The sequence below is a fragment of the Streptomyces sp. NPDC049597 genome (genome assembly GCF_040675505.1).
GTDB lineage: Bacteria > Actinomycetota > Actinomycetes > Streptomycetales > Streptomycetaceae > Streptomyces.
Window position 1 is genome coordinate 51,307 of the sequence record NZ_JBFAOY010000030.1, and the last position, 24,765, is coordinate 76,071.

The 24,765-nt window shown below is 71.7% G+C and carries 20 protein-coding genes; 16 read left to right on the forward strand and 4 right to left on the reverse strand.

The window, feature by feature from the left end; translation table 11 throughout:
• The 3 genes from ilvN to serA all read left to right on the forward strand — a co-directional run bounded on the left by ilvN (nucleotide 1) and on the right by serA (nucleotide 3,439).
• The gene (gene ilvN / locus AB0K02_RS27555; protein ID WP_365995225.1) at nucleotides 1-525 is read left to right on the forward strand and encodes an acetolactate synthase small subunit; all 525 of its coding nucleotides are present in this window, start codon (nucleotides 1-3) and stop codon (nucleotides 523-525) included.
• Nucleotides 526-617: 92 nt separating this feature from the next.
• Entirely contained in the window at nucleotides 618-1,619 is a 1,002-nt protein-coding gene (gene ilvC / locus AB0K02_RS27560) for a ketol-acid reductoisomerase (protein WP_307713286.1), read from the forward strand.
• A gap of 227 nt (nucleotides 1,620-1,846) precedes the next feature.
• On the forward strand, nucleotides 1,847-3,439 hold the full coding sequence (serA, locus tag AB0K02_RS27565; protein ID WP_365995226.1) for a phosphoglycerate dehydrogenase: 1,593 nt from the start codon (nucleotides 1,847-1,849) through the stop codon (nucleotides 3,437-3,439).
• 397 nt (nucleotides 3,440-3,836) lie between these two features.
• Here serA and AB0K02_RS27570 read toward each other — a convergent pair whose 3' ends face one another.
• Nucleotides 3,837-5,054 carry a helix-turn-helix domain-containing protein gene (locus tag AB0K02_RS27570; protein WP_365995227.1) on the reverse strand — a complete coding sequence of 406 codons (1,218 nt, stop codon included), beginning with the start codon at nucleotides 5,052-5,054 and terminating at the stop codon, nucleotides 3,837-3,839.
• A 184-nt stretch (nucleotides 5,055-5,238) separates the two neighbouring features.
• On the opposite strand from AB0K02_RS27570, the gene AB0K02_RS27575 reads away from it, so the two are divergent.
• Together AB0K02_RS27575 and pruA are read left to right on the forward strand one after the other, a co-directional pair.
• Nucleotides 5,239-6,165: a proline dehydrogenase family protein gene (locus tag AB0K02_RS27575; RefSeq protein ID WP_365995228.1), complete on the forward strand. Its 927-nt coding sequence runs from the start codon at nucleotides 5,239-5,241 to the stop codon at nucleotides 6,163-6,165.
• A 73-nt stretch (nucleotides 6,166-6,238) separates the two neighbouring features.
• The gene (gene pruA, locus AB0K02_RS27580; RefSeq protein ID WP_365995229.1) at nucleotides 6,239-7,870 is read left to right on the forward strand and encodes an L-glutamate gamma-semialdehyde dehydrogenase; all 1,632 of its coding nucleotides are present in this window, start codon (nucleotides 6,239-6,241) and stop codon (nucleotides 7,868-7,870) included.
• A 78-nt stretch (nucleotides 7,871-7,948) separates the two neighbouring features.
• Here the strand turns inward: pruA and AB0K02_RS27585 are convergent, their stop codons facing one another.
• Nucleotides 7,949-8,974 (reverse strand): NADP-dependent oxidoreductase, encoded by a 1,026-nt coding sequence (locus AB0K02_RS27585; RefSeq protein ID WP_365995230.1) that lies wholly within the window; start codon nucleotides 8,972-8,974, stop codon nucleotides 7,949-7,951.
• A gap of 346 nt (nucleotides 8,975-9,320) precedes the next feature.
• Here AB0K02_RS27585 and AB0K02_RS27590 point away from each other — a divergent pair, with 346 nt between their 5' ends.
• The 3 genes from AB0K02_RS27590 (at nucleotide 9,321) to AB0K02_RS27600 (ending at nucleotide 11,933) form a co-directional block, all read left to right on the forward strand.
• Nucleotides 9,321-9,449 carry a hypothetical protein gene (locus AB0K02_RS27590; RefSeq protein ID WP_365995231.1) on the forward strand — a complete coding sequence of 43 codons (129 nt, stop codon included), beginning with the start codon at nucleotides 9,321-9,323 and terminating at the stop codon, nucleotides 9,447-9,449.
• A gap of 94 nt (nucleotides 9,450-9,543) precedes the next feature.
• The gene (locus tag AB0K02_RS27595) at nucleotides 9,544-10,587 is read left to right on the forward strand and encodes a 3-isopropylmalate dehydrogenase (protein WP_365995232.1); all 1,044 of its coding nucleotides are present in this window, start codon (nucleotides 9,544-9,546) and stop codon (nucleotides 10,585-10,587) included.
• A 257-nt stretch (nucleotides 10,588-10,844) separates the two neighbouring features.
• Complete coding sequence (locus AB0K02_RS27600; protein WP_365995233.1) at nucleotides 10,845-11,933, forward strand: branched-chain amino acid aminotransferase; 1,089 nt, start codon at nucleotides 10,845-10,847, stop codon at nucleotides 11,931-11,933.
• A 6-nt stretch (nucleotides 11,934-11,939) separates the two neighbouring features.
• On the opposite strand, the gene AB0K02_RS27605 is transcribed toward AB0K02_RS27600, so the two are convergent.
• Entirely contained in the window at nucleotides 11,940-13,361 is a 1,422-nt protein-coding gene (locus AB0K02_RS27605; protein ID WP_365995234.1) for a cytosine permease, read from the reverse strand.
• Nucleotides 13,362-13,502: 141 nt separating this feature from the next.
• On the opposite strand from AB0K02_RS27605, the gene ureA reads away from it, so the two are divergent.
• From ureA to AB0K02_RS27645, 8 genes are all read left to right on the forward strand, one after another.
• On the forward strand, nucleotides 13,503-14,195 hold the full coding sequence (gene ureA / locus AB0K02_RS27610) for an urease subunit gamma (protein WP_365995235.1): 693 nt from the start codon (nucleotides 13,503-13,505) through the stop codon (nucleotides 14,193-14,195).
• Nucleotides 14,196-14,242: 47 nt separating this feature from the next.
• Nucleotides 14,243-15,925: an urease subunit alpha gene (locus AB0K02_RS27615; protein WP_365995249.1), complete on the forward strand. Its 1,683-nt coding sequence runs from the start codon at nucleotides 14,243-14,245 to the stop codon at nucleotides 15,923-15,925.
• An 8-nt stretch (nucleotides 15,926-15,933) separates the two neighbouring features.
• Entirely contained in the window at nucleotides 15,934-16,950 is a 1,017-nt protein-coding gene (locus tag AB0K02_RS27620; protein ID WP_365995236.1) for an agmatine deiminase family protein, read from the forward strand.
• A gap of 43 nt (nucleotides 16,951-16,993) precedes the next feature.
• Nucleotides 16,994-17,503 carry a hypothetical protein gene (locus AB0K02_RS27625; RefSeq protein ID WP_365995237.1) on the forward strand — a complete coding sequence of 170 codons (510 nt, stop codon included), beginning with the start codon at nucleotides 16,994-16,996 and terminating at the stop codon, nucleotides 17,501-17,503.
• A 38-nt stretch (nucleotides 17,504-17,541) separates the two neighbouring features.
• The gene (locus AB0K02_RS27630; RefSeq protein ID WP_365995238.1) at nucleotides 17,542-18,144 is read left to right on the forward strand and encodes a TetR/AcrR family transcriptional regulator; all 603 of its coding nucleotides are present in this window, start codon (nucleotides 17,542-17,544) and stop codon (nucleotides 18,142-18,144) included.
• A 1,066-nt stretch (nucleotides 18,145-19,210) separates the two neighbouring features.
• On the forward strand, nucleotides 19,211-20,824 hold the full coding sequence (gene cimA / locus AB0K02_RS27635; RefSeq protein WP_365995239.1) for a citramalate synthase: 1,614 nt from the start codon (nucleotides 19,211-19,213) through the stop codon (nucleotides 20,822-20,824).
• Between the two features lie 160 nt (nucleotides 20,825-20,984).
• The gene (locus tag AB0K02_RS27640; protein ID WP_365995240.1) at nucleotides 20,985-22,349 is read left to right on the forward strand and encodes a hypothetical protein; all 1,365 of its coding nucleotides are present in this window, start codon (nucleotides 20,985-20,987) and stop codon (nucleotides 22,347-22,349) included.
• A 283-nt stretch (nucleotides 22,350-22,632) separates the two neighbouring features.
• Nucleotides 22,633-23,853 carry a S8 family peptidase gene (locus AB0K02_RS27645; RefSeq protein ID WP_365995241.1) on the forward strand — a complete coding sequence of 407 codons (1,221 nt, stop codon included), beginning with the start codon at nucleotides 22,633-22,635 and terminating at the stop codon, nucleotides 23,851-23,853.
• Nucleotides 23,854-23,939: 86 nt separating this feature from the next.
• Here the strand turns inward: AB0K02_RS27645 and AB0K02_RS27650 are convergent, their stop codons facing one another.
• Nucleotides 23,940-24,566, reverse strand: coding sequence for a YceI family protein (locus AB0K02_RS27650; RefSeq protein WP_365995242.1), 627 nt, complete (start codon nucleotides 24,564-24,566; stop codon nucleotides 23,940-23,942).
• Nucleotides 24,567-24,765 lie beyond the last annotated feature (199 nt).

Consider the following 24,765-nt stretch of genomic DNA (forward strand, 5'->3'; position numbering starts at 1 on the left):
ATGTCCAAGCACACGCTCTCCGTCCTGGTGGAGAACACCCCCGGCATCCTGGCCAGGATCGCCGCCCTGTTCTCCCGCCGCGGCTTCAACATCGACTCGCTCGCCGTCGGTGTCACCGAGCACCCCGACATCTCCCGCATCACCATCGTGGTCAACGTCGAGGACCTGCCGCTGGAGCAGGTGACCAAGCAGCTCAACAAGCTCGTCAACGTCCTGAAGATCGTCGAGCTCGAGCCCGCCGGCGCCATCCAGCGCGAGCTCGTGCTCGTGAAGGTCCGCGCCGACAACGAGACGCGCTCGCAGATCGTCGAGATCGTCCAGCTGTTCCGCGCCAAGACCGTCGACGTCTCGCCCGAGGCGGTCACCATCGAGGCCACCGGTTCGAGTGACAAGCTGGAGGCGATGCTGAAGATGCTGGAGCAGTTCGGCATCAAGGAGCTCGTCCAGTCGGGCACGATCGCCATAGGGCGCGGCGCCCGGTCCATCACGGACCGCTCGCTGCGCGCCCTGGACCGTTCCGCCTGACGCACCCTTCTCGCCTGGCGAGACCCGCAGACTTCCCCGTCCCCTCCCGCCGTACGGTGGGACGCAACACCAGCACTCCAAGGAGAATCCCAGTGGCCGAGCTGTTCTACGACGACGACGCCGACCTGTCCATCATCCAGAACCGCAAGGTCGCGGTGATCGGCTACGGCAGCCAGGGCCACGCCCACGCGCTGTCGCTGCGTGACTCGGGTGTCGACGTCCGCGTCGGTCTGCACGAGGGCTCCAAGTCCAAGGCGAAGGCCGAGGAGCAGGGCCTGCGCGTGGTGACGCCCGCCGAGGCCGCCGCCGAGGCCGACGTCATCATGATCCTCGTCCCGGACCCGATCCAGGCCCAGGTCTACGAGGAGTCCATCGCCCCGAACCTGAAGGACGGCGACGCCCTGTTCTTCGGCCACGGCCTCAACGTCCGCTACGGCTTCATCAAGCCGCCGGCCGGTGTCGACGTCGCCATGGTCGCCCCCAAGGGCCCGGGCCACCTGGTCCGCCGCCAGTACGAGGAGGGCCGCGGCGTTCCCTGCATCGCCGCCGTCGAGCAGGACGCCACCGGCAAGGCCTTCGACCTGGCGCTGTCGTACGCCAAGGGCATCGGCGGCACCCGCGCCGGCGTCATCAAGACGACCTTCAAGGAAGAGACCGAGACCGACCTGTTCGGCGAGCAGGCCGTCCTGTGCGGTGGCACCGCGGCGCTGGTCAAGGCGGGCTTCGAGACCCTGACCGAGGCCGGCTACCAGCCGGAGATCGCCTACTTCGAGTGCCTCCACGAGCTGAAGCTGATCGTGGACCTCATGTACGAGGGCGGCCTGGAGAAGATGCGCTGGTCGGTCTCCGAGACCGCCGAGTGGGGCGACTACGTCACCGGCCCGCGCATCATCACGGACGCCACCAAGGCCGAGATGAAGAAGGTCCTCGCCGAGATCCAGGACGGCACGTTCGCCAAGAACTGGATGGACGAGTACCACGGCGGTCTGAAGAAGTACAACGAGTACAAGACGCAGGACGAGAACCACCTGCTGGAGACGACCGGCAAGGAGCTGCGCAAGCTCATGAGCTGGGTCGACAACGACGAGGCGTGACGCTGTGGGCGAGGGGGCCGGTCTGCGGCCCCCTCGCCCTCGCCACTTCGTCCATCCCCGGACGGGTGATCCTTCCACCGAGGCGCAAGACCCACCCTGGTGCACCACTACACTCATCACTACATACGCGTCAGGCCCACAGTGTCGTGCGTCTTCCACGCGGCTAGCCCCCTCCACCGCCTGCGGCCGTCGGGACGGCCGTCCGCACTGGACATGTGAGGACTCACGTGAGCTCGAAACCTGTCGTACTCATCGCTGAAGAGCTGTCGCCCGCGACCGTCGACGCGCTCGGTCCGGACTTCGAGATCCGGCACTGCAACGGCGCCGACCGCGCGGAGCTCATCCCCGCCATCGCCGATGTCGACGCGATCCTGGTCCGCTCGGCCACCAAGGTCGACGCCGAGGCGATCGCCGCCGCCAGGAAGCTGCGGGTCGTCGCCCGCGCCGGCGTCGGTCTGGACAACGTGGACGTCTCCGCCGCCACCAAGGCCGGCGTGATGGTCGTCAACGCCCCGACCTCCAACATCGTCACGGCCGCCGAGCTCGCCTGTGGTCTGATCGTCGCCACCGCGCGCAACATCCCCCAGGCCAACACCGCCCTGAAGAACGGCGAGTGGAAGCGCTCGAAGTACACGGGCGTCGAGCTCAGCGAGAAGACCCTCGGCGTCGTCGGCCTCGGCCGCATCGGCGTGCTGGTCGCCCAGCGCATGTCGGCCTTCGGCATGAAGATCGTCGCGTACGACCCCTACGTGCAGCCCGCGCGCGCCGCGCAGATGGGCGTCAAGCTCCTCACGCTCGACGAGCTGCTCGAGGTCTCCGACTTCATCACCGTCCACCTCCCCAAGACGCCTGAGACGCTCGGCCTGATCGGCAACGAGGCCCTGCACAAGGTCAAGCCGACGGTCCGGATCGTCAACGCGGCCCGCGGCGGCATCGTCGACGAGGAGGCGCTGTACTCGGCGCTGAAGGAGGGCCGGGTCGCCGGCGCGGGCCTCGACGTGTACGCCAAGGAGCCGTGCACCGACTCCCCGCTGTTCGAGCTCGACCAGGTCGTCTGCACCCCGCACCTCGGCGCGTCCACGGACGAGGCGCAGGAGAAGGCCGGCATCGCCGTCGCCCGTTCCGTGCGCCTCGCGCTCGCCGGTGAGCTCGTGCCGGACGCGGTCAACGTGCAGGGCGGTGTCATCGCCGAGGACGTGCGTCCGGGCCTGCCGCTCGCCGAGAAGCTCGGCCGCATCTTCACCGCGCTCGCGGGCGAGGTCGCGGTCCGTCTCGACGTCGAGGTCTACGGCGAGATCACCCAGCACGACGTCAAGGTGCTAGAACTGTCCGCGCTGAAGGGCGTGTTCGAGGACGTCGTCGACGACACCGTGTCGTACGTCAACGCCCCGCTGTTCGCGCAGGAGCGCGGTGTCGAGGTCCGTCTGACGACGAGCTCCGAGTCGCCGGACCACCGCAACGTCGTCACGGTGCGCGGCACGCTCTCCGGCGGCGAGGAGGTCGCGGTCTCCGGCACGCTGGCCGGCCCCAAGCACCTCCAGAAGATCGTCGCCGTCGGCGACTACGACGTGGACCTCGCGCTCGCGGACCACATGGTCGTCCTGCGGTACGAGGACCGTCCGGGCGTCGTCGGCACGGTCGGCCGCATCCTCGGCGAGGCGGGTCTCAACATCGCGGGCATGCAGGTCTCGCGCGCGGAGGAGGGCGGCGAGGCGCTCGTCGTCCTGACCGTGGACGACACCGTGCCGCAGGCCGTCCTGTCGGAGATCGCGGAGGAGATCGGCGCGACGTCGGCCCGCTCCGTGAACCTCACGGACTGACGCAGGCGCAGCACGACGAAGGGCCCGGGAAACCGGGCCCTTTCTCGTGCGCGAGGTGTGGTGCCCCAGGACGCTTTCCCACCCGCCCTCTCCCGCAACCGTGGCAGGCCCCGGCCCCCGTCCCGCGCTTCGCGCGCACTCCTCGGTTGTCGGTGGGCTTTCCCCTAGGACTCAGCGGGGCTGCACAGCAGCTGGGCTCACCATTGTTTCGCCGGGGTCGCCGGTGGGCTCCTCCGAAGCCTTGCGGGGCCGCTGCCACCGGGCTTCGCCGAGGGACTCGCACCTTGCCGCCAGGTCCGTGGGGAGACGGCGCCGGGGGCCCCACGCCCATGGGGCGTAGGGGAGACGGTCTGGGGGCGCGAGACCGTCTCCCGGAAGTCCTAGCCCGCCCGGCCGCTCACAGCCGCGTGCCCTTCAGCGCCATGTGCAGCAGCAGCCGGTGCTCGCCGTCGTCCAGGTCCAGGCCGGTCAGCGCCTCCACCCGCGACAGGCGGTAGTAGAGCGTCTGCCGGTGGACGCCGAGGGCCGCTGCCGCGCGGCCCGCCTGGCCCGCGCAGTCGAGGAACACCTCGGCGGTCCGGGCCAGTTCGGCGTGGGAGGGAGCGAGCAGGTCCCGGACGGCCGGGTCGTCCGCCGCTCCCTCGGGAAGGGCCGTCAGTATCCGGTACGGGCCGAGGTCCGACCACCGGGCGACCGGGCCGAGGCCGGGCTCGGCCAGCACCGCCCGGGCGGCGGACGCGGCCTCACGCCACGCCCCGTCGAGCTCGCCGAGTCCGCGCCGCGCCGCCGCCACACCGGCGCCCGCCTCAGCCCCCGGGCCGGGGCCGGGGGGCGGTCCCGCCGCCTCGCGCAGCCGCGTGGCGACCGTCAGGGCGGGGGCCGTGCTGTCCGCGGAACGCAGCCGCACCAGCGCGGCCACGGCCCGCCCGGCCGCCGGCCTCTCGCTCCCGTGGGGAATCCCACCCGACGCGGCACCCGCCCGCAGCGGCAGCGTGCACAGCGCCGCAGCCCCGGGCAGCGCGCGGGCCGACGGCGCGTCGTCCGCGGGCCACGGCGTCACGCACACCACGGCGTGCGTCCCGTCGGCGTCCGCGCCCAGCGCCGTACGCAGCGTGGCCACCGCCATGTCGTACTGCCAGCCGCGCTCGGCGGCCAGCACCGCGCGCAACTCACGGGACAGGTCGGCGCCCGCACGCTCCTCGTCGGCCATCAGCGTGCCGATCCGCTCCGCCACCTCCATGGCCGCGGCGAGCTGTTCCACGGTCGGGCCGGGGTCGGCGTCGAGCAGCCACACGTACCCGAGGACGACACCCCGGTGCCGTACCGGCAGGCAGATGCGGTCACGGAAGACGCCCGCGTCCGGGGCGGCGGGGATGCGGACCGGCCCGGTCGCACGGGCGATGCCGAAGCCCTCGAACCAGGCGCGGACCGCCGGAGTGGACTTTCTGGTCAGGATCGACCGGGTGCGCACCGGGTCGAGCGTGGTCTCGTCGAAGGCGCTGTCGCTGTCGTGGGCGCCGAAGGCGATCAGCCCGAAGTCCCGGTTCTCCAGCGTCGCCGGCATGGCGAGCAGCGCGGAGATCTCGTCGACCAGGTCCTGGTAATCGCCCTTCATCCGGCCATTCTCCCATCCCTTCAGACAGATGTCTGAGATCCGGGACACGGATGCGTGACAGCTGTCGATGGCTCGTAAACGGAGCGATCCTTAAGTTTCACGGTGGTTCTTCGTGCTGTTCCCGACACGTCCGCGAGACGGTCGGCCTCGGCCCCTTTCAACACCTGTTCCGTGGAGGTGCCCCGTGCTGGGTCCCGTGATCCTCGCCGCGTCGCGCAGCGACAAGATGCGCCGCTTCGTGTCGGCCGCCCCGGGGACGAAGCAGGTCGTCGCCCGGTTCATCGCCGGTGAGAGCGTCGACCAGGTCATCCCCGTGGTCGAGGACGCCGCCGCCAAGGGCCTCGAGGTCACCCTCGACGTCGTCGGCGAGGACATCACCACCCCGGAGCAGGCGGCCGCCGCGCGCGACGCCTACCTGGAGCTCGTCGAGCACCTCAAGCCGCTGGACCTCGGCACCCGTGCCGAGATGTCCGTCAAGCTGTCGATGTTCGGCCAGTGTCTTGAGGGCGGCCACGAGCTGGCTCTCGCCAACGTCCGGCCCGTCGTCGAGGCCGCCGCCGCGATCGGCAGCACGGTCACGCTCGACGCCGAGGACCACACCACCCTCGACTCGATGTTCGCCATCCACGAGGAGCTGCGGAAGGACTTCCCGCAGACCGGCTGCGTGATCCAGGCGTATCTCTTCCGTACCGTGGAGGACGCCCGGCGCCTGGCCGCCAACGGCAGCCGCGTGCGTCTGGTGAAGGGCGCGTACAAGGAGCCCGCCTCCGTCGCGATCCAGGACAAGGCCGAGATCGACAAGGCGTACGTCCGCATCCTGCGGATCCTGATGGAGGGCGACGGCTACCCGATGATCGGGTCGCACGACCCGCGTCTGATCGCCATCGGACAGGAGCTCGCGCGCAGCGCCGGGCGCAAACTGGACGAGTACGAGTTCCAGATGCTGTACGGGATCCGTACCGACGAGCACGTCCGCCTCGCCGCCGAGGGACACCGGATGCGCGTCTACACCGCGTACGGCACCGACTGGTACGGCTACTTCATGCGCCGCCTCGCGGAGAAGCCGGCCAACCTGCTGTTCTTCGTGCGTTCGATGATCACCAAGAACTGACCCCAGGCACAGACCCCAGAACCGATTCCAGGGCCGAGCCCCTCCCCACCCTCGCAAAGGAGTCACGGAACTCATGGACGCTGTCACCCAGGTCCCCGTACCGGTCAACGAGCCGGTGCACGGCTACGCCCCCGGTTCCGCCGAGCGCGCCCGTCTCGAGGCCAAGCTCAAGGAGCTGGCCGAGAACCCGATCGAGCTGCCGATGACGATCGGCGGCGTCAAGCGGATGGGCGGCGGCGAGCGGGTCGACGTCGTGCAGCCGCACAACCACCGGGCCGTGATCGGCACCTTCGCCGGTGCCACCGAGCAGGACGCGCAGGACGCGATCGACGCCGCGCTGGCCGCCGCCCCGGCCTGGCGCGCGATGTCCTTCGACGACCGCGCCGCGATCATCCTGCGCGCCGCCGAGCTGCTGGCCGGCCCCTGGCGCGAGACGATGGCCGCCTCCACCATGCTCGGCCAGTCCAAGACCGTGCAGCAGGCCGAGATCGACACCCCGTGCGAGCTCGTCGACTTCTGGCGCTTCAACGTCAAGTACGCCCGCGACCTGCTCGCCGAGCAGCCGCCGGCGAACTCGCCGGGCGTGTGGAACCGCCTGGACCACCGCCCGCTCGAGGGCTTCGTGTACGCGATCACGCCGTTCAACTTCACGGCCATCGCGGGCAACCTGCCGACCGCGCCCGCGCTGATGGGCAACGTCGTGGTGTGGAAGCCGTCCCCGACCCAGACCCACGCCGCCGTGCTGCTGATGCAGCTGCTGGAGGAGGCCGGTCTGCCCAAGGGCGTCATCAACCTGGTGACGGGCGACGGCATCGCGGTCTCGGAGGTGGCGCTGCACCACCCGATGCTCGCCGGTATCCACTTCACCGGCTCGACCAAGACCTTCCAGCACCTGTGGAAGACGGTCGGCAACAACATCGAGAAGTACCGCTCCTACCCGCGCATCGTCGGCGAGACGGGCGGCAAGGACTTCGTCGTCGCGCACCCGAGCGCCGACCGCGCGGTGCTGAAGACCGCGCTGACCCGCGGCTCGTTCGAGTTCCAGGGGCAGAAGTGCTCCGCGTCCTCGCGCGCCTACATCCCGGCCTCGATCTGGAACTCCGGTTTCAAGGAGGAGTTCGCCGCCGAGGTCGACGGCATCAGGATGGGTGACGTCACCGACCTGACGAACTTCATCGGCGCCGTGATCGACGAGCGTGCCTTCGCCAAGAACAAGGCCGCCATCGACCGGGCGAAGGAGGACCCGAGCTGCACGATCGTCGCGGGCGGCAGCTACGACGACTCGGTGGGCTACTTCGTCCGCCCGACGGTCATCGAGTGCACGGACCCTTCGAACGAGGTCTTCACGACCGAGTACTTCGGCCCCATCCTCGCCGTCCACGTCTACGAGGACGACAAGTACGAGGAGATGCTGGAGCAGATGGAGTCGGTGTCCGCGTACGCGCTGACCGGCTCGATCATCGCCGGTGACCGGGCCGCCGCGGCCGACGCCATGGACAAGCTGCGGTACGCCGCGGGCAACTTCTACATCAACGACAAGTCGACCGGCGCCGTCGTCGGCCAGCAGCCCTTCGGCGGCGGCCGCGCCTCCGGCACCAACGACAAGGCCGGCGCCCCGCAGAACCTGATGCGCTGGACGCTCACCCGCGCCATCAAGGAGACGCTGGTCCCGCCGACCGACTACTCCTACCCGCACATGGGCTGACGCCCGGCGTCGCCCCTCGGACACCGCCCCCCTCCCGGACCCCCGAGCCGGGACCGGGGGCGGTTCTCATGTGCCGCGTCACTGAAGCGCCGTCGTCCCCATGCCCGAACGGGCGACCAGCATCTTCCCCGTGTTCTGACCGCGCAGCATCCCGAGGAACGCCTCCACGATCCGTTCGAAGCCCTCCACGACCGTCACGTCGGCGGTGACGGCGCCGCTCTGCAGGTGCGGGACGAGGAAGTCCTCGAACTCGCCCTGCAGGGCGACGTGCTTGCGCACCAGCACACCCTCCAGGCGCAGCGACTTGCCGACCACGTCGAAGAGGTTGCGGGGCGCGGGCGGCGGCTCGGCGGTGTTGTACTGGGCGACCGCCCCGACCCACGCGATCCGGCCCGACTCGCGCAACGAGGCGATCGCTCCCTCCAGATGGCCGCCTCCCACGTTGTCCAGGTACGCGTCGATGCCGGTGGGCGCCGCCTTGGCCAGCAGTTCGGCCACCGGCCCGTCGTGGTAGTCGAACGCGGCGTCGTACCCGACCCGTTCGGTCAGGTACCTGACCTTCTCCGCGGAGCCCGCACTTCCCGTGATCCGGCCCGCGCCGAGCAGCCGGGCGATGCGGCCCGCCGCCGTGCCGACCCCGCCCGCGGCGGCCGAGACGAACAGGTCCTCGCCCGCCTGCAGCCGCAGCGTCCGGGTCAGCGCCGCGTACGCGGTCAGGCCCGTGCCGCCCAGGATGCTCAAGTGCGCGAACAGCGGGACGCCTTGGTACTCACGGAGCCTGCGGGCGCCGTCGGCGCCGGCCGTCACCAGCGCGTGAGTGCGCCACCCCGCCCGGTGGAAGACGAGGTCGCCCTCGGTCAGGCCGGCGTCCCGGGACGCGACGACCCGGCCTATCGTCCGTCCCTCCAGCGGGCTGCTCAGCGCCCATCCGCCGTCCATCTGCTCGCGGTGGTACGGGTCGACGGACCAGTACAGGTTCTCCACCAGTGCCTCGCCCGGCCCCGGCGAGGGCACGGGCGCCTCGGTGAAGGCGAAATCGGACGCGGTGGGAAAGCCGGCCGGGCGGGCGATCTGGTGCACGACAAGCGCGGTGTGAGTGGTCATGATCGTGACGGTAGACAGGAATGCCCCGGCTCGTCAGGGCATTGCGCAGGCCCGTCGCCCGATCCGGCGCCGGCCCCCGGCCGGCCCCCTCCTGTCCCGCGGCGACGGCCTTCCTCCGGCCGCGGCGCGCGGGTCTCGGCGGGCGGCGTCTCAGATAGTAGGAAGTCCGAGTAATTGTGGAGACAGGAGAGCGCGGCTGTCATAACTTTGTAGAAGCCGAACGTCTCGCTCGATCCAGCGAATGGCGGCCGTGAGTCCGTGCCCGAGGCAGGCAACCCCTGCGGCACCGCTCCCCGCCCCTTCCGGCGCCTTCGAAATCTCTTCTGATTCCAAGGAGTCGATCACCATGCCCGCTGAGACCGTCCGCCGCGTCCGCCACTCCTCCCGCACGAGCGAAGCCGACCGCAGGAACGCCGCCGCAGCCCTGCAGCGCGCCCTGGACCGCCGCGACAACGGCGGCTCGACCGGTCACTGATCCGCTCGCTGATCCGCCGAGGCCCCGTCCGGCACATGCGTCCACATGGCGGACGCGGTGTGTCAGCGAATGGGACGGGGAGTAGGGTGCCGACATGTCTCGCAGCATCAATCTCGCAGTAGTCCCCGGTGACGGCATCGGCCAGGAGGTCGTGGCGCAGGGCCTGAAGGTCCTTGCCGCCGTCCTCCCGCAGGATGTGAAGCTGGAGACCAAGGAGTACGATCTCGGCGCCAGCCGCTGGCACCGCACGGGGGAGACCCTTCCCGACGCGGAGCTCGACTCCCTCAAGGGCCACGACGCGATCCTGCTCGGCGCCATCGGCGACCCGTCGGTGCCGTCCGGCGTGCTGGAGCGCGGCCTGCTGCTGAAGCTGCGGTTCGCCTTCGACCACTACGTCAACCTGCGCCCGTCGAAGCTCTTCCCGAACACCGCGACCCCGCTCGCCGGCCGTCCGGACATCGACTTCGTCGTCGTCCGCGAAGGCACCGAGGGCCCGTACACGGGCAACGGAGGCTCCCTGCGCACCGGCACGGAGCACGAGGTCGCGACCGAGGTCAGCGTCAACACGGCGTACGGCGTGGAGCGCGTCGTCCGTGACGCGTACGAGCGGGCCAACGCCCGCCCCCGCAAGAAGCTGACGCTCGTCCACAAGAACAACGTCCTCGTGTACGCGGGCCACATGTGGAAGAACATCTTCGACAAGGTCGGCCAGGAGTACCCCGAGGTCACGACCGACTATCTGCACGTCGACGCCGCGACGATCTTCTTCGTCACCCAGCCGGAGCGCTTCGACGTCATCGTCACCGACAACCTCTTCGGCGACATCCTCACCGACCTCGCCGCTGCCGTGACCGGCGGCATCGGCCTGGCGGCCTCCGGCAACATCAACCCGACGGGCGCGTTCCCGTCGATGTTCGAGCCCGTCCACGGCTCGGCGCCCGACATCGCGGGCACCGGCAAGGCGGACCCGACGGCCACCATCCTGTCCGTCGCCCTGCTGCTGCGGCACCTGGGCTACGAGAACGAGGCCGTCCGCATCGAGGGCGCGGTCGCCGCCGACCTGGCAGAGCGCACCCCCGAGGCCGTCCGCACGACGGACCAGATCGGCGACGCGCTCGCGGTACGAGTAGCGAGCTGACCCGCCGGACCGACTTTCCGGGGGTGTCCCCCGGACACCCCAGAAGCCGCCGGGTCGCATTCCCACCGCGCCCGGCGGCTTTTCCTGTGCGGCCACCGGGTGCCACCATCGAACCCTGGGCCGCACCCACGCCTCCCTGGCCGGTTCCCCGCGCGCGATAATCGGACGCGGGCCGTGTCAGCCGGCAATGCTCGGACGTCCAAGCAGTCGGCGTGAGCGCGGTCCGCCACTGACAACCGGTGAAGGACACTGCACTCATGACGACGCCCACGATCGAGCTCAAGCCCTCCTCGCATCCGCTGTCCGACGCGGAGCGTGAGGCGATCCTGGCCAACCCCGGATTCGGCCGGCACTTCACCGACCACATGGTGACGATCAAGTGGACCGAGGGCCGCGGCTGGCACGACGCCGAGCTCGTCCCGTACGCGCCGCTGTCGATCGACCCGGCCAACATGACCCTGCACTACGCGCAGGAGATCTTCGAGGGGCTCAAGGCCTACCGCCGCCCCGACGGCTCGGTCGTCACCTTCCGCCCGGAGGCCAACGCCAAGCGCTTCCAGGCCTCGGCCCGCCGGCTCGCCATGCCCGAGCTGCCCGTGGACCTGTTCATCGCCGCCTGCGACGCCCTCGTCGAGCAGGACAAGGCGTGGGTGCCCGCGCACGGCGGCGAGGAGTCGCTCTACCTGCGCCCGTTCATGATCGCGACTGAGGTCGGGCTCGGTGTGCGCCCGGCCAACGAGTACCTCTTCCTCGTCATCGCCTCGCCCGCCGGTGCGTACTTCCCCGGCGGCGTCAAGCCCGTCTCGATCTGGCTCTCCGAGAACCGCGTCCGCGCCGTCCCCGGCGGCATGGGCGACGCGAAGACCGGCGGCAACTACGCGGCTTCCCTGCTCGCCCAGGCCGAGGCGGCCGCCAAGGGCTGCGACCAGGTCGCCTACCTCGACGCCGTCGAGCACAAGTGGGTCGAGGAACTGGGCGGAATGAACCTGTACTTCGTGTACGGCGACCGCATCGTCACGCCCGAGCTCACCGGTTCGCTGCTCGCGGGCATCACCCGTGACTCGCTCCTGCAGCTGGCCAAGGACCTCGGCTGCACCTCCGAGGAGGGCCGTGTCTCCATCGACCAGTGGCGGACCGACACCGAGAACGGCACGCTCACGGAGGTCTTCGCCTGCGGCACCGCCGCGGTCATCACCCCGGTCGGCCGGGTGAAGTCCGCGGGCGGCGAGTGGACGCAGTCCGGCGGCGAGCCGGGCGAGGTCACGATGAAGCTCCGCAAGGCGCTGCTGGACATCCAGACCGGCAGGAGCGAGGACGTCCACGGCTGGACCCACCGGATCGGCTGAACCGGCTCAGGCTCCGGGCCCCGCACCCTGCACCGCAGGCTGCGGGGCCTGCTGCGTGCCGGCGCCGAGCGCCGCGTAGGCGACCCCGCCCACCAGCCCGGACAGGATGAAGCTGCAGTCGACGCCGCCGGTCAGGCCGAGCAGCGGGCCCTCGTAGACGGGCGTCGACACGGCCGCCAGACCGACCACGGCCCCCAGCGCCCATGACGCCGTGGCGCGCGGGTGCCAGCCGGCGCGGAACCAGTACGCGCCGCCGCGCGCACGGCGGTTGTAGACCTGCAGCGCCTCCGCGTCGTACTCACCGCCCAGGCGGACGTGGGCCATCAGCGTGATGACCGCCCACGGCGTGCCGATCGCGGTCAGCAGCAGCACGAACGACGTCATCGCGGACTGCGCGTCCCACACGAAGTGGCCGGCGAAGACGAACCCGGTCGCCACGACGGCGACGACGAGCGTGGCCCGGGTGCGCGTCGCCTTCGGCAGGATCGCGTCCAGGTCGAGGCCCATCGAGTACAGCATCAGACCGGCGTTGCCGACCGAACCGGCCGCGGCGGCGACCAGCAGCGGGACCACGTACCAGGCGGGGGAGGCGGCGACCAGCGGCCCGGCGTAGTCCAGTCCGGCACGGGCGGCCAGCGCCGTGTACGTGCCGAACAGCTGCGGCACGAGCAGGCCGGCCGTCAGGCCCAGACAGGTCGCCCGCAGGACCTGGCGCGGGCTGTGCCGCTCGGGCGAGATGTAGCGGGTGTAGTCGCCGAGCAGGGTGATGAAGGCGATGGGACCGCTCAGACCGGCGGCGACGGCGGACAGCAGCCAGGTCGGCCAGAACGAGCCGAGCAGGTACGGGGCGTCCGCCGGGGCGGCGGTGGTCAGATCGGGCGCGTACGCGATGAGGCCGAGCAGCAGCAGCACGGTCATGCCGACCGCGAGGATCCGGCTCAGCCGCAGCAGCAGCCGGTAGCCGTAGACCGCGCCGACCACCGTGCAGGCGGCGAGCAGCGCGTAGACCACGGTGTGCGCGACGCCGCCGGTGGGCACGCCGGCGATGCGGGCCAGCGTGCCGAGCATCACGTCACCGCCGATCCACAGGGTCAGCGCCGTGTAGCCGAGCGAGAGCAGCAGTCCGACGACCGAGCCGACGAGCCGGCCGCGCACGCCGAACGCCGCGCCGCTGGACGTCGACAGATTGGTCGCGGTCCGCAGCGAGATCAGGGCGAGCGGGGCGGTGACGGCGACGCCCACGACGGTGCCGGCCACCACGGAGGTGACCGCGGGCCACAGGCCGAGGCCGAAGGAGACCGGCAGCCAGCCGAAGACGATCACCCCCAGGCACAGATTGGATCCGAGAAGGATCGATATGAGATCCCTGGGAGTGCTGGTGCGCTCCGGCTCGGGAATCGTGTCGACTCCGCGCTGCTCCACCGGCATGAGGTGCCCCTGTCTCTCGACGTTTGAGTGCTGCTCTAATTGAACGCTGCTCAATGTGAGCGATGTCGGGGTTTAAGTCAATGGTTTCGTTCGATGGCGCCTACTTGTTAGAGTGCCACTCAAACAGGAAGGTGTGGTGACGTGAGACTGACCCCGACCGAGCGCGACCGGCTGCTGCTGTTCGGCGCCGCCGAGCTGGCGCGGGCACGGCGCGCCCGCGGGCTGCGGCTCAACGTTCCGGAGGCGACCGCGCTGATCGCCGACACCGTCTGCGAGGCCGCGCGCGACGGGCGGCGGCTCGCCGAGGCGATCGAGGCGGCCCGCTCGGTGCTCGGCCCCGACGACGTCCTCCCCGGCGTCGCGGACGTCGTCACGGAGGTCCATGTCGAGGCCGTCTTCGAGGACGGCTCGCGCCTCGCCGTCGTGTCCGACCCCATCGGAGGCGGCGGGCTGGGAGAGCGTGCGCCCGGCGCCGTGATCCCCGGCCCCGCCGACCCTGAGCGGGAGCCGGAGGTCGTCCTCACCGTGCGCAACACCGCGCCCGTGCCGGTCAGCGTCACCTCGCACTTCCACTTCTTCGAGGCCAACCCGCGGCTCCGCTTCGACCGGGCCGCCGCCTACGGCATGCGGCTCGCGGTGCCGGCCGGCTCCTCCGTCCGCTTCGACCCGGGCGGCGAGGCGGAGGTCGGTCTCGTGCCCATCGGCGGCGACCGCATCGCCATCGGGTTCGCGGGCCTGGTCGACGGACCTCTGGACGCGCCCGGCGCGAAGGAAGAAGCCCTGCGCAGAGCGGCCGCCTGCGGCTACCTGGGCACGGAAGGAGCGACACCATGAGCAGGCCCACCAGGCACCACGACCACGACCGGCCCGCACCGCGCCGCATGGACCCCCACGAGTACGCGTCCGTGCACGGGCCGCGCGCCGGGGACCGGGTCGTCCTCGGCGACTCGGGACTCGTCGTGCGGGTCGAGTCGGACGCCCAGAAGCCCGGCGAGGAGTTCCTGGCCGGCTTCGGCAAGACCGCCCGCGACGGGCTGCACCTCAAGGCCGCTGCCGTACGCGAGACCTGCGACGTCGTGGTGAGCAACGTGCTCGTGATCGACGCCGTGCAGGGCATCCGCAAGGTCTCCATCGGCATCCGCGAGGGCCGGATCCACGCGATCGGCCGGGCCGGCAACCCGGACACCCTCGACGGCGTGGACGTCGTCGTCGGCACCGGCACGTCGATCGTCTCCGGCGAGGGGCTGATCGCGACCGCGGGCGCCGTCGACACCCACGTCCACCTGCTCTCCCCGCGGATCATGGAGGCCTCGCTCGCCTCCGGCGTCACGACCGTCATCGGCCAGGAGTTCGGCCCGGTGTGGGGCGTGGGCGTCAACTCCCCGTGGGCGCTGAAGCACGCGTTCAACGCCTTCGACGCCTGGCCCGTCAACATCGGCTTCCTCGGCCGCGGTTCCTCCTCCGATCCCGCCCCGCTCGTCGAGGCACTCGCGGAGGGCGGCGCGTCCGGTTTCAAGGTCCACGAGGACATGGGCGCCCACACCCGGGCACTCGACACCGCCCTGCGCGTGGCCGAGGAGCACGACGTCCAGGTCGCCCTGCACAGCGACGGCCTGAACGAGTGCCTGTCCGTCGAGGACACGCTGCGCGTCCTGGAGGGCCGGACGATCCATGCCTTCCACATCGAGGGCTGCGGCGGCGGGCACGTGCCCAACGTCCTCAAGATGGCGGGCGTGCCGAACGTCATCGGCTCCTCCACCAACCCCACCCTGCCCTTCGGCCGGGACGCGGTCGCCGAGCACTACGGCATGATCGTCTCCGTCCACGACCTGAAGACCGACCTGCCCGGCGACGCGGCGATGGCCCGCGACCGGATCCGGGCCGGCACGATGGGCGCGGAGGACGTCCTGCACGACCTCGGCGCGATCGGCATCACGTCGTCCGACGCGCAGGGCATGGGCCGTGCCGGCGAGACCGTGCGCCGCACCTTCGCCATGGCCGGGAAGATGAAGGCCGAGCTGGGGCCCATGGACGGCGACGGCGCGCACGACGACAACGCGCGCGTCCTGCGCTACATGGCCAAGCTGACCATCAACCCCGCGATCGCGCACGGCCTCGCGCACGAGATCGGCTCCATCGAGGTCGGCAAGATGGCCGACATCGTGCTGTGGCGGCCGGAGTTCTTCGGCGCGAAGCCGCAGCTCGTGCTGAAGTCGGGCTTCCCCGCCTACGGCGTCGTCGGCGACCCCAACGCCGCCACCGACACGTGCGAACCGCTCGTGCTCGGCCCCCAGTTCGGCGCGTACGGCGCCACTCCCGCCGACATCTCGGTCGCGTTCGTCGCCCAGGCGGCCGTCGACCTCGGCGCCGACCGCATGCCGACCCGCCGTCGCCGCGTCGCCGTGCGCGGCACCCGCGGTATCGGCCCCGGCGACCTGCTCCTCAACTCCCGTATCGGAGACGTCTGTGTGGACGGCGGCACCGGACTGGTCACGCTCGACGGCGACCCGATCCGCTCCGAGCCCGCAGAGTCCGTCTCCCTCAACCGCCTCTACTTCCTTTAGGACGTGACGTGACCTTCCGCATGCCGGCCGAATGGGCCCCGCACGAGCGCACCTGGATGGCCTGGCCCGGCCCCAACCCCACGTTCGCCGACGACGGGGACCTGGCCGAGGCCCGCGCCGCCTGGGCCGCGGTGGCCCGCGCCGTACGCCGCTTCGAACCGGTCACCGTGATCGCGGGCACCGGCCAGTCGGCCTCGGCCCGTGGCCTGCTCGGCCCGGACATCGAGGTCGTCGAACGGGACCTGGACGACGCGTGGATGCGCGACATCGGCCCCACCTTCGTCACCGACGGCAGCCGACTGGCCGCGGTGGACTGGGTGTTCAACGGCTGGGGCGCGGCGGACTGGGCCCGGTGGGAGCACGACTCCAAGATCGCCCGTCATGTCGCCGACCTGGCGGACGTCCCCGTCCACGCCTCCCCGCTGGTCAACGAGGGCGGCGCGATCCACGTCGACGGCGAGGGCACGGTCCTCCTCACGGACACCGTCCAGCTCGGGCCCGAGCGCAACCCCGGCTGGACCCGGCAGCAGGTGGAGAACGAGATCCACGCCCGCCTCGGCACCACGAAGGCGATCTGGCTGCCGCGCGGCCTCACCGGCGACTACGGCATGTACGGAACCCGCGGCCACGTCGACATCGTCGCCGCGTTCGCCGGTCCCGGTGTCGTCGTCACCCACACACAGCCCGACCCGGCCCACCCCGACCACGAGATCTGCAAGGCGAACGTCGAGCTCCTGAAGGCGCAGACGGACGCCAGGGGCCGCCGGATCGAGGTCGTCGAGGTCCCGGCGCCGACGGTGCTGCGCGACGAGGACGGCGAGTGGGTCGACTACTCGTACATCAACCACTACGTCTGCAACGGCGGCGTGGTGCTGTGCGCCTTCGACGACCCGCGGGACGAGATCGCGGCGGGCATCTTCCGCCGGCTCTACCCGGGTCGTACGGTCACGCTCGTGGACGCGCGGACGATCTTCGCGGGCGGCGGCGGCATCCACTGCATCACACAGCAGCAGCCGCAGGTCTGATATCCGCTGGTGGTGGCCGCGGGCTGCGTGTCAGCCTGCGGCCATGCCGACTGTCGAACCCGTGAAGGACCCCTACCGCATCCAGGCCTGCTACGCCGTCACCGACGACGCGTGGTACCTGGAACTGTGGGAGGCCGGTGCCCACCTGCTCACCGCGACCGTGCCCGACGAGGACCCCCGCCGGGAGCCGACCGTCTGCTTCAACGAGCAGGCGGGCCACCGCGACATCCCCTACGACGTGGTGCGCCGCTTCATGGACCAGGTCGCGGACGAGGTGGAGCGCTGCCGGGGCTGGATGCGGCTCGCGCCCGAACTGGTCGAGCTCATCCGCCAGTTGTACGTGGTGTTCTCGGGCTGCCTGAACGACGAGGAGATCGCGCCGCTGCTCGTCGTCCTGCGCGAGCTGGTGGACGAGGAGTCGCTCGGCGCCGTGGTGGAGGCGGCCTTCGGGACCGGCCTCGCGGACCTGGCCGCGGACGCGGGCAGCGCATCGCCCGAGGAGGTCCGGGCCCTGAAGGAACGGATGGCGGAGGACGGGTGGACTATCGGGTAGAACGTACGCGTGAACGCATCCTTCCCGGTGGTCGCCGTATGACCCCCGCATCCCGCCGCCGCAATGTCGCGCCGCCCCGCGAGGCGCTGCTCGCCGCGGCCATGGACACGATCGCCGAGCGCGGGCTCGAGGGGCTCACCATGGCCGGGCTCGGCCGCGAGGTCGGGATGAGCAGCGGGCACCTGCTCTACTACTTCCGCACCAAGGACGAGCTCCTGCTGCAGACCCTGGAGTGGAGCGAGGGCCGGCTCGGCGCCGAGCGCAGCGCGCTGCTGTCCCGGCAGGCGTCCGCCCGCGAGCGGCTCGACGCCTACGTCGACCTCTACGTGCCCGACGGGCCGCGCGACCCCCACTGGACGCTGTGGCTGGAGGTCTGGAACCGCTCGCAGAACGCCGACGCCGACGCCCGCGGCCGGCAGGCCGCGATCGAGGGCGCCTGGCACCGGGACCTGGTGGCGCTGCTCGCGGAGGGCGTCTCGCGCGGCGAGTTCCGCGCGATCGACGCCGACCGGTTCGCGGCGCGGCTGCGGGCGCTGCTCGACGGTTTCAGCGTCCACGTGGCGGTGGGCATACCGGGCACGGGGCGCGAGCAGGTGCTGGTCCATGTCCGGGAGTTCATCGAGGACACTCTGCTGCCGTGACGGCCGGTCCCGCGTGAGGGACCGGCTTCGCCGCGGGCCGGGCTGTCACCGGAGGTGGTCAAGGGCTGGGCGTTCCCCGCCCCCTCGTTCCGCTGCGGTCTGGCGGCCGCGTAACGGGGGCTTTGCCCCGGGACCCATGGCCACCCCGCGGTCGGCGCGTGCCGCCGGGGGCGGGCGGCACTGCGCGGCCTGCAGCCGTCCGGCGGCGGCGTCCCCGGCCGAGTTCGCCCGCGCCCGGACCCTCGTCCGCCCCGGCGGACGCCCGCCGAGGAGCACAACCTGCTCCACCCCGAGGAGGAGCAACGCGCGTGCCGTACCGGCGCAGAAGCGGTGCGGCGCCGAGGCCCCGCTCGTCGCGGCTCGGACTGGATGGGGTGCCCTCCCGCGGCGCGGGCCGCTGCCCTGGAGGGCGGTGCCGCCTCGGCCGGGGGGCTCGTTCGGCCCCGTCGGCCATGGCGGTGCGGTGGCCGGGGCGGACCGGTGGTGGTACCGGCTCTTTGGGGGCGACGCCTCGGCCGGGGGGGGCTCGTTCGGCCCCGTCGGCGATGGCGGGCGGAGCCCGGGCGGACCGGTGGTGGTACCCGGCCCTTCGGGGGCGACGCCCCGGCAGGAGGCTCGTTCGGCCCTGCCGGCGACGGCGGTGCGGTGGCCGGGGCGGACCGGTGGTGGTACCCGGCCCTTCGGGGGCGACGCCCGGGGCAGGAGGCTCGTTCGGTCCCGCCGGCAGTGGAGGCGCGGGGCCCGGGGCGACGCCCCGGACAAGGCGGCGACCGCATCGTGAGATGCGGGTCCAGCGGCGCTGCCGCCTGTGGCACACTGCCTCCGTGCTCTCGTTCGCCATGATTATCGGCAGCAGCGCGCCGGTCCGCAGTGACCGCTGACCCGTGGACAGCAATCCCGCGGCAGGCGGCACCGTGCCCCAGACCCGCGCGCAGACCTCTCGCACCCGCGAGAGGTTTTTTCGTTTTACGGCCTCACCCACGGCCGAGAGCGAGACGCACGCGATGATGGGGGCAAGTGGAGCCAGACATTCCGGAGCCACTCATCCGACAGGAGTCAGGACAGCATGACCACCAACGCCCAGGACACCCACGTCGACGACAGTTTCCACGTCTTCGACACGACGCTGCGCGACGGCGCCCAGCGCGAGGGCATCAACCTCACGGTCGCGGACAAGCTGACCATCGCCCGGCACCTGGACGACTTCGGCGTGGGCTTCATCGAGGGCGGCTGGCCTGGCGCCAACCCCCGCGACACCGAGTTCTTCTCCCGCGCGCAGAAGGAGATCACCTTCCGGCACGCCCAGCTCGTCGCCTTCGGCGCCACCCGCCGCGCCGGGTCCACGGCGGCCGAGGACCCGCAGGTCAAGGCGTTGCTCGACTCCGGCGCCCCGGTGATCACCCTCGTCGCCAAGTCGCACGACCGCCATGTCGAACTCGCCCTGCGCACCACGCTGGACGAGAACCTGGAGATGGTCCGCGACACCGTCTCGTACCTGCGCGAGCAGGGCCGCCGGGTCTTCGTGGACTGCGAGCACTTCTTCGACGGCTACCGCGCGAACGCCGAGTACGCCAAGTCCGTCGTGCGCACCGCGCACGAGGCCGGCGCCGACGTCGTCATCCTGTGCGACACCAACGGCGGCATGCTGCCCGCCCAGGTCCAGGCCGTCGTCTCCACCGTCCTCGCGGACACCGGGGCCCGCCTCGGTATCCACGCCCAGGACGACACGGGCTGCGCCGTGGCCAACACGCTCGCCGCCGTCGACGCGGGCGCCACCCACGTGCAGTGCACGGCCAACGGCTACGGCGAGCGCGTGGGCAACGCCAACCTGTTCCCGGTCGTGGCCGCGCTGGAGCTCAAGTACGGCAAGAAGGTCCTGCCCGAGGGCGCCCTCGCGGACATGACCCGCGTCTCGCACGCGATCGCCGAGGTCGTCAACCTGACCCCCTCTACCCACCAGCCCTACGTGGGGGTCTCGGCCTTCGCGCACAAGGCCGGTCTGCACGCCTCCGCGATCAAGGTCGACCCCGACCTGTACCAGCACATCGACCCCGAGCTGGTCGGCAACACCATGCGCATGCTGGTCTCCGACATGGCCGGACGCGCCTCGATCGAGCTCAAGGGCAAGGAGCTCGGCATCGACCTCGGCGGCGACCGCGAACTCGTCGGCCGGGTCGTGGAGCGCGTCAAGGAGCGGGAGCTCAAGGGCTACACGTACGAGGCCGCCGACGCGTCCTTCGAACTGCTGCTGCGCGAGGAGGCGGAGGGCCGGGCCCGCCGCTACTACCGCACGGAGTCCTGGCGCGCGATCGTCGAGGACCGCCCCGACGGCACGCACGCCAACGAGGCCACGGTGAAGCTGTGGGCCAAGGGCGAGCGCATCGTCGCCACCGCCGAGGGCAACGGCCCGGTCAACGCGCTGGACCGCGCGATGCGGGTCGGGCTGGAGAAGATCTACCCGCAGCTCGCGAAGCTGGAGCTGATCGACTACAAGGTCCGCATCCTCGAGGGCCGCCACGGCACGGGCTCGACGACCCGCGTACTGATCACGACCGGCGACGGCACCGGCGAATGGTCGACCGTCGGCGTCGCGGACAACATCATCGCCGCCTCCTGGCAGGCTCTGGAGGACGCGTACACCTACGGCCTGCTGCGCGCCGGGGTCGAGCCGACGGAGTGAGGCGGGCCGCCTGACCGCGGACCTCGGCGGCAGCGTCCGGCAGGGCGGACGCTGCCGCCGGGGGTCCGGGAGCGTCGGGGCGCTCCGAGACGCCGGAACCGCCTCGGAGCGACAGCGGATGGCTATGTCCCCTTTGCTCCCGTTCGGGTAGCGTCGATGTATGAGGACACGGCCGTTCACCCTTGTGTCGGCCCTCGCGGGGCTGACGCTCATGCTGCTCCTGATCCTGGTTCCGGCCTCCGCCGCCGGAGCCACGGGTCTGTCCGACGCCGCCGCAGCCCTGAAGCAGGGGCCGGTGTACGTCCACCCCGCCATGACCGGCCAGGTCTCGCAGTCCGAGGCCGACGCGCTCGCCGAGAGGATCGAGCAGGCCGACAAGCCGGTGTTCGTCGCGGTCCTGCCCGCCACCGCGGAGTTCCCGCCGGACAACCTGCTGGTCAACCTGCGCACCGAGACCGGCATCACCGGCCTGTACGGGGTCCGGCTCGGCGACGGCTTCGACGCGGGCGCCGACCGCACCGTCATGTCCAACCAGGCCGTCGACAACCTCGCCCAGGCGGTGCGGGGCAGCGGATCCGTCGACGCCGCCACCCAGCTGGAGAGCTTCGTCGACCAGGCGCTGCCCCAGGTCCGAGGAAGCGCGCCGGTCTCCTGGGGCACCGGAGCCGGTGACGAGGGCGTCGACACCGGCGCGCTGATCGCCCTCGGCGCGGTCGTCGCGGCGGGCGGCGCCGGCGCCTACGCGGTCGTGCGCAGCAAGCGCCGCCGCAAGGCGGAGGAGGAGCGCGCCGCGCTCGACAAGCTGCGCGTGGTCGTCGACGAGGACATCACCGCCTTCGGCGAGGAGCTCGACCGGCTGGACTTCCACCCCTCGGAGAAGGGCGCGGACGACGCCATGCGCGCCGACTACGAGCGTGCCCTCGACGCGTACGACACGGCCAAGTCGCGCATGGGCGCGGCCGAGCACCCGGGTGACGTCCGCGGGGTCACCGAGGCACTGGACGACGGCCGCCACTCCCTCGCCGTTCTCGCGGCCCGCCGCGAAGGCCGGCCCCTCCCCGAACGCCGCGCGCCGTGCTTCTTCGACCCGCGCCACGGCCCTTCGGTCAAGGACGTCTCGTGGATGCCGGCCAGCGGCGCGGCGGCCCGTGACGTCCCGGTGTGCGCCGCCGACGCGGCCCGCCTGGAGGAGGGCATGGAGCCCATGTCCCGCACGGTGGAGACCGGCTACGGCCGCCGCCCCTACTGGGAGGCGGGCCCGGCCTACGGTCCCTGGGCCGGCGGCTACTTCGGCGGCGGCATCCTCCCCGGCCTGCTGATGGGCACGATGCTCGGCAGCATGCTCGCCACCCCCGCGTATGCGGCGGACTACGGGGCCGGTGAGTTCAGCGGCGGCGAGTACGGCGGCGGCGATGTGTCCGGCGCGGACTTCGACTCCTCGGACTTCGGCGGCGGCGACTGGGGCGGTGGCGGCGACTTCGGCGGTGGATTCGGCGGCGGCTTCGACGGAGGCGGAGGGTTCTAGCGTCTTCTCGTCGCGAGCGGTGAGCCGCGCACGGTCCGCGGCCCGTACGACGAGCGACGGCACCGAGTGCGGCCCTCGGCCCGGAGGGCGAGCGGCGGCACCGAGTGCGGCCCTCGGCCCGGAGGGCGAGCGGCGGCACCGAGTACGGCCCGCGGCCCGGAGGGCGAGCGGCGGCACCGAGTACGGCAAACGGCGGCAGCACCGAGCGAGTGGACTACTGAAAGTAGCAAATCGCTACGTCAGGTGATTGCTCACGATCTTGGTGCGTGTTTCCCTCTGCCGCATGTCAACCAGAACAAGGCTTCGTGCCCTCGCGACAGCGCTTACCGCGGCCGCCGCGGTCCTGCTGGCGGCCGGGCCGCCGACCGCCGCCGATCCGTTCGATCCCCCACTGCCCGATGCGTCCACCGCCCGGACCCCCGCGCCCCTCATCCGCTCGGCGAACGCCCTGCCGGGCCGGTACATCGTGACCCTCGCCGACGCCGCCGACGCCACCGACATGATGGGGACGGTCGGTGCGAAGCCGCTGTACACCTACAGCTCGGCCATGCGCGGCTTCGCGGCGAACCTCAGCGCGGTCCAGCTGGAGAAGGTCCGGCTGACGCCCGGCGTCGTGGCCGTCGAGGAGGACGCCAAGGTCACCGCGTTCGGCGCGCCCGGCGCGGGGACGGGTCTGACGCCGGCCTCGTCGTGGGGGCTCGACCGGATCGACCAGCGTGCTCTGCCGCTCAACAGCGACTTCACCGCGGCCGGCGAGGGCCAGGGCGTCACGGCGTACATCCTCGACACCGGCATCGACTACGGGCACACCGAGTTCGGCGGGCGTGCCAGGTTCGGGTACGACGCCATCGGCGACGGCCGGCGCGGGCAGGACTGCCACGGGCACGGGACGCACGTGGCGGGCACCGTGGGCGGTGCCACGCACGGCGTGGCACGCGGCGCCTCGCTCGTCAGCGTCCGGGTTCTCGACTGCGCGGGCACCGGCACCTGGTCCAGCATCATCGCCGGATTCGACTGGGTGGCCGCCAAGGCCGAGAAGCCGGCCGTGCTCAACGCCTCTCTCGGCGGCGTCAAGTCCACGGCGGTGAACAACGCGGCCGAGGCCCTCGCCGAGAGCGGTGTCCTGCCGGTCGTCGCGGCCGGCAACGACGCGCAGGACGCCTGCAACGTCTCCCCGGCGTCCGCGGACCACGTGGTCACGGTCGGCGCGACCGACCGTTCCGACCGGGAGACCAAGTTCTCCAACTACGGCGAATGCCTGGCGCTGTACGCCCCCGGTGCCGCGATCGTCTCGGCCCGCATGGGCGGCGGCAGCATCGCGCACGACGGCACTTCGATGGCGTCCCCGCACGTCGCGGGTGTGGCGGCGCTCTACCTGGCGGAGCACTCCACGGCTTCCCCCGGCAGCGTCGCGGACTGGCTGAAGGGCACCTCGACGACGAACGTGGTGACCGGCGCGACCGCGAGGTCGCCCAACCGTCTGCTGTACACCGGCGGCCTGTGAGGCGGCCCGTACACGACCGAGCGCCCGCCGTGCCGAGGGGATCGGCAGGGCGGGCGCGCTCGTGGGCCGCGCCAGGGGCGCGCGGGTCAGGCGGCCTGCGGGGCGCTCTTGATCGCGGAGATGTCGAACGTCAGCTTGACCTTGTCGCTGACCATCACGCCGCCGGCCTCCAGGGCCGCGTTCCACGTCAGACCCCAGTCGGAGCGCAGGATCTCGGTGGAGCCCTCGAAGCCGACGCGCTCGTTGCCGTAGACGTCGGTCGCGGAACCCTGGAACTCCAGGTCGATGGAGAGCGGGCGCGTCACGTCCTTGATCGTCAGATCGCCCGTGATCCGGTACCGGTCGCCGCCCAGCTGCTCCGCACCGGTGGAGCGGAAGCTCATCCTCGGGAAGTTCTCGGCGTCGAAGAAGTCGCCGCTGCGCAGGTGGCCGTCGCGGTCCGCGATGCCGGTGTCGATGCTGGCGATGTCGACGTCGATGGCCGCCGCGGAGCGGGACGGGTCGATGCCGTCCAGGCTCAGGGTGCCCTGGTGGGAGCCGAAGCTGCCGCGCACGTTGGTCACCATCGCGTGCCGCACCGTGAAGCCGATGCTGCTGTGGGCGGGGTCGATCGTGTAGTCGCCGCTCAGCGCCGCGAGCTGGGGGTCGACGGTGGCGGTGGCGACGGCGGTGGCCGTGGCGGATCCGTTGTTCCTGCGGTTGAAGAGGGCCATGACTGCTCCTTGGGGACGGATGCCGGAGGGGGTCCCGGACGTGTTGTTCAAGCTTCAACGAAATCGACTGTAGCCCCATTCCGTTCAACTTTCAACAACATGGGGGAGTGGGTCTCGCCCGCCGCCGCGAAGGGGCGTGAGCCGACTTGGACTAACCGACGGGGGTTGTTGGACTGCGGCGTCCCTCCGGCCCCCGGTT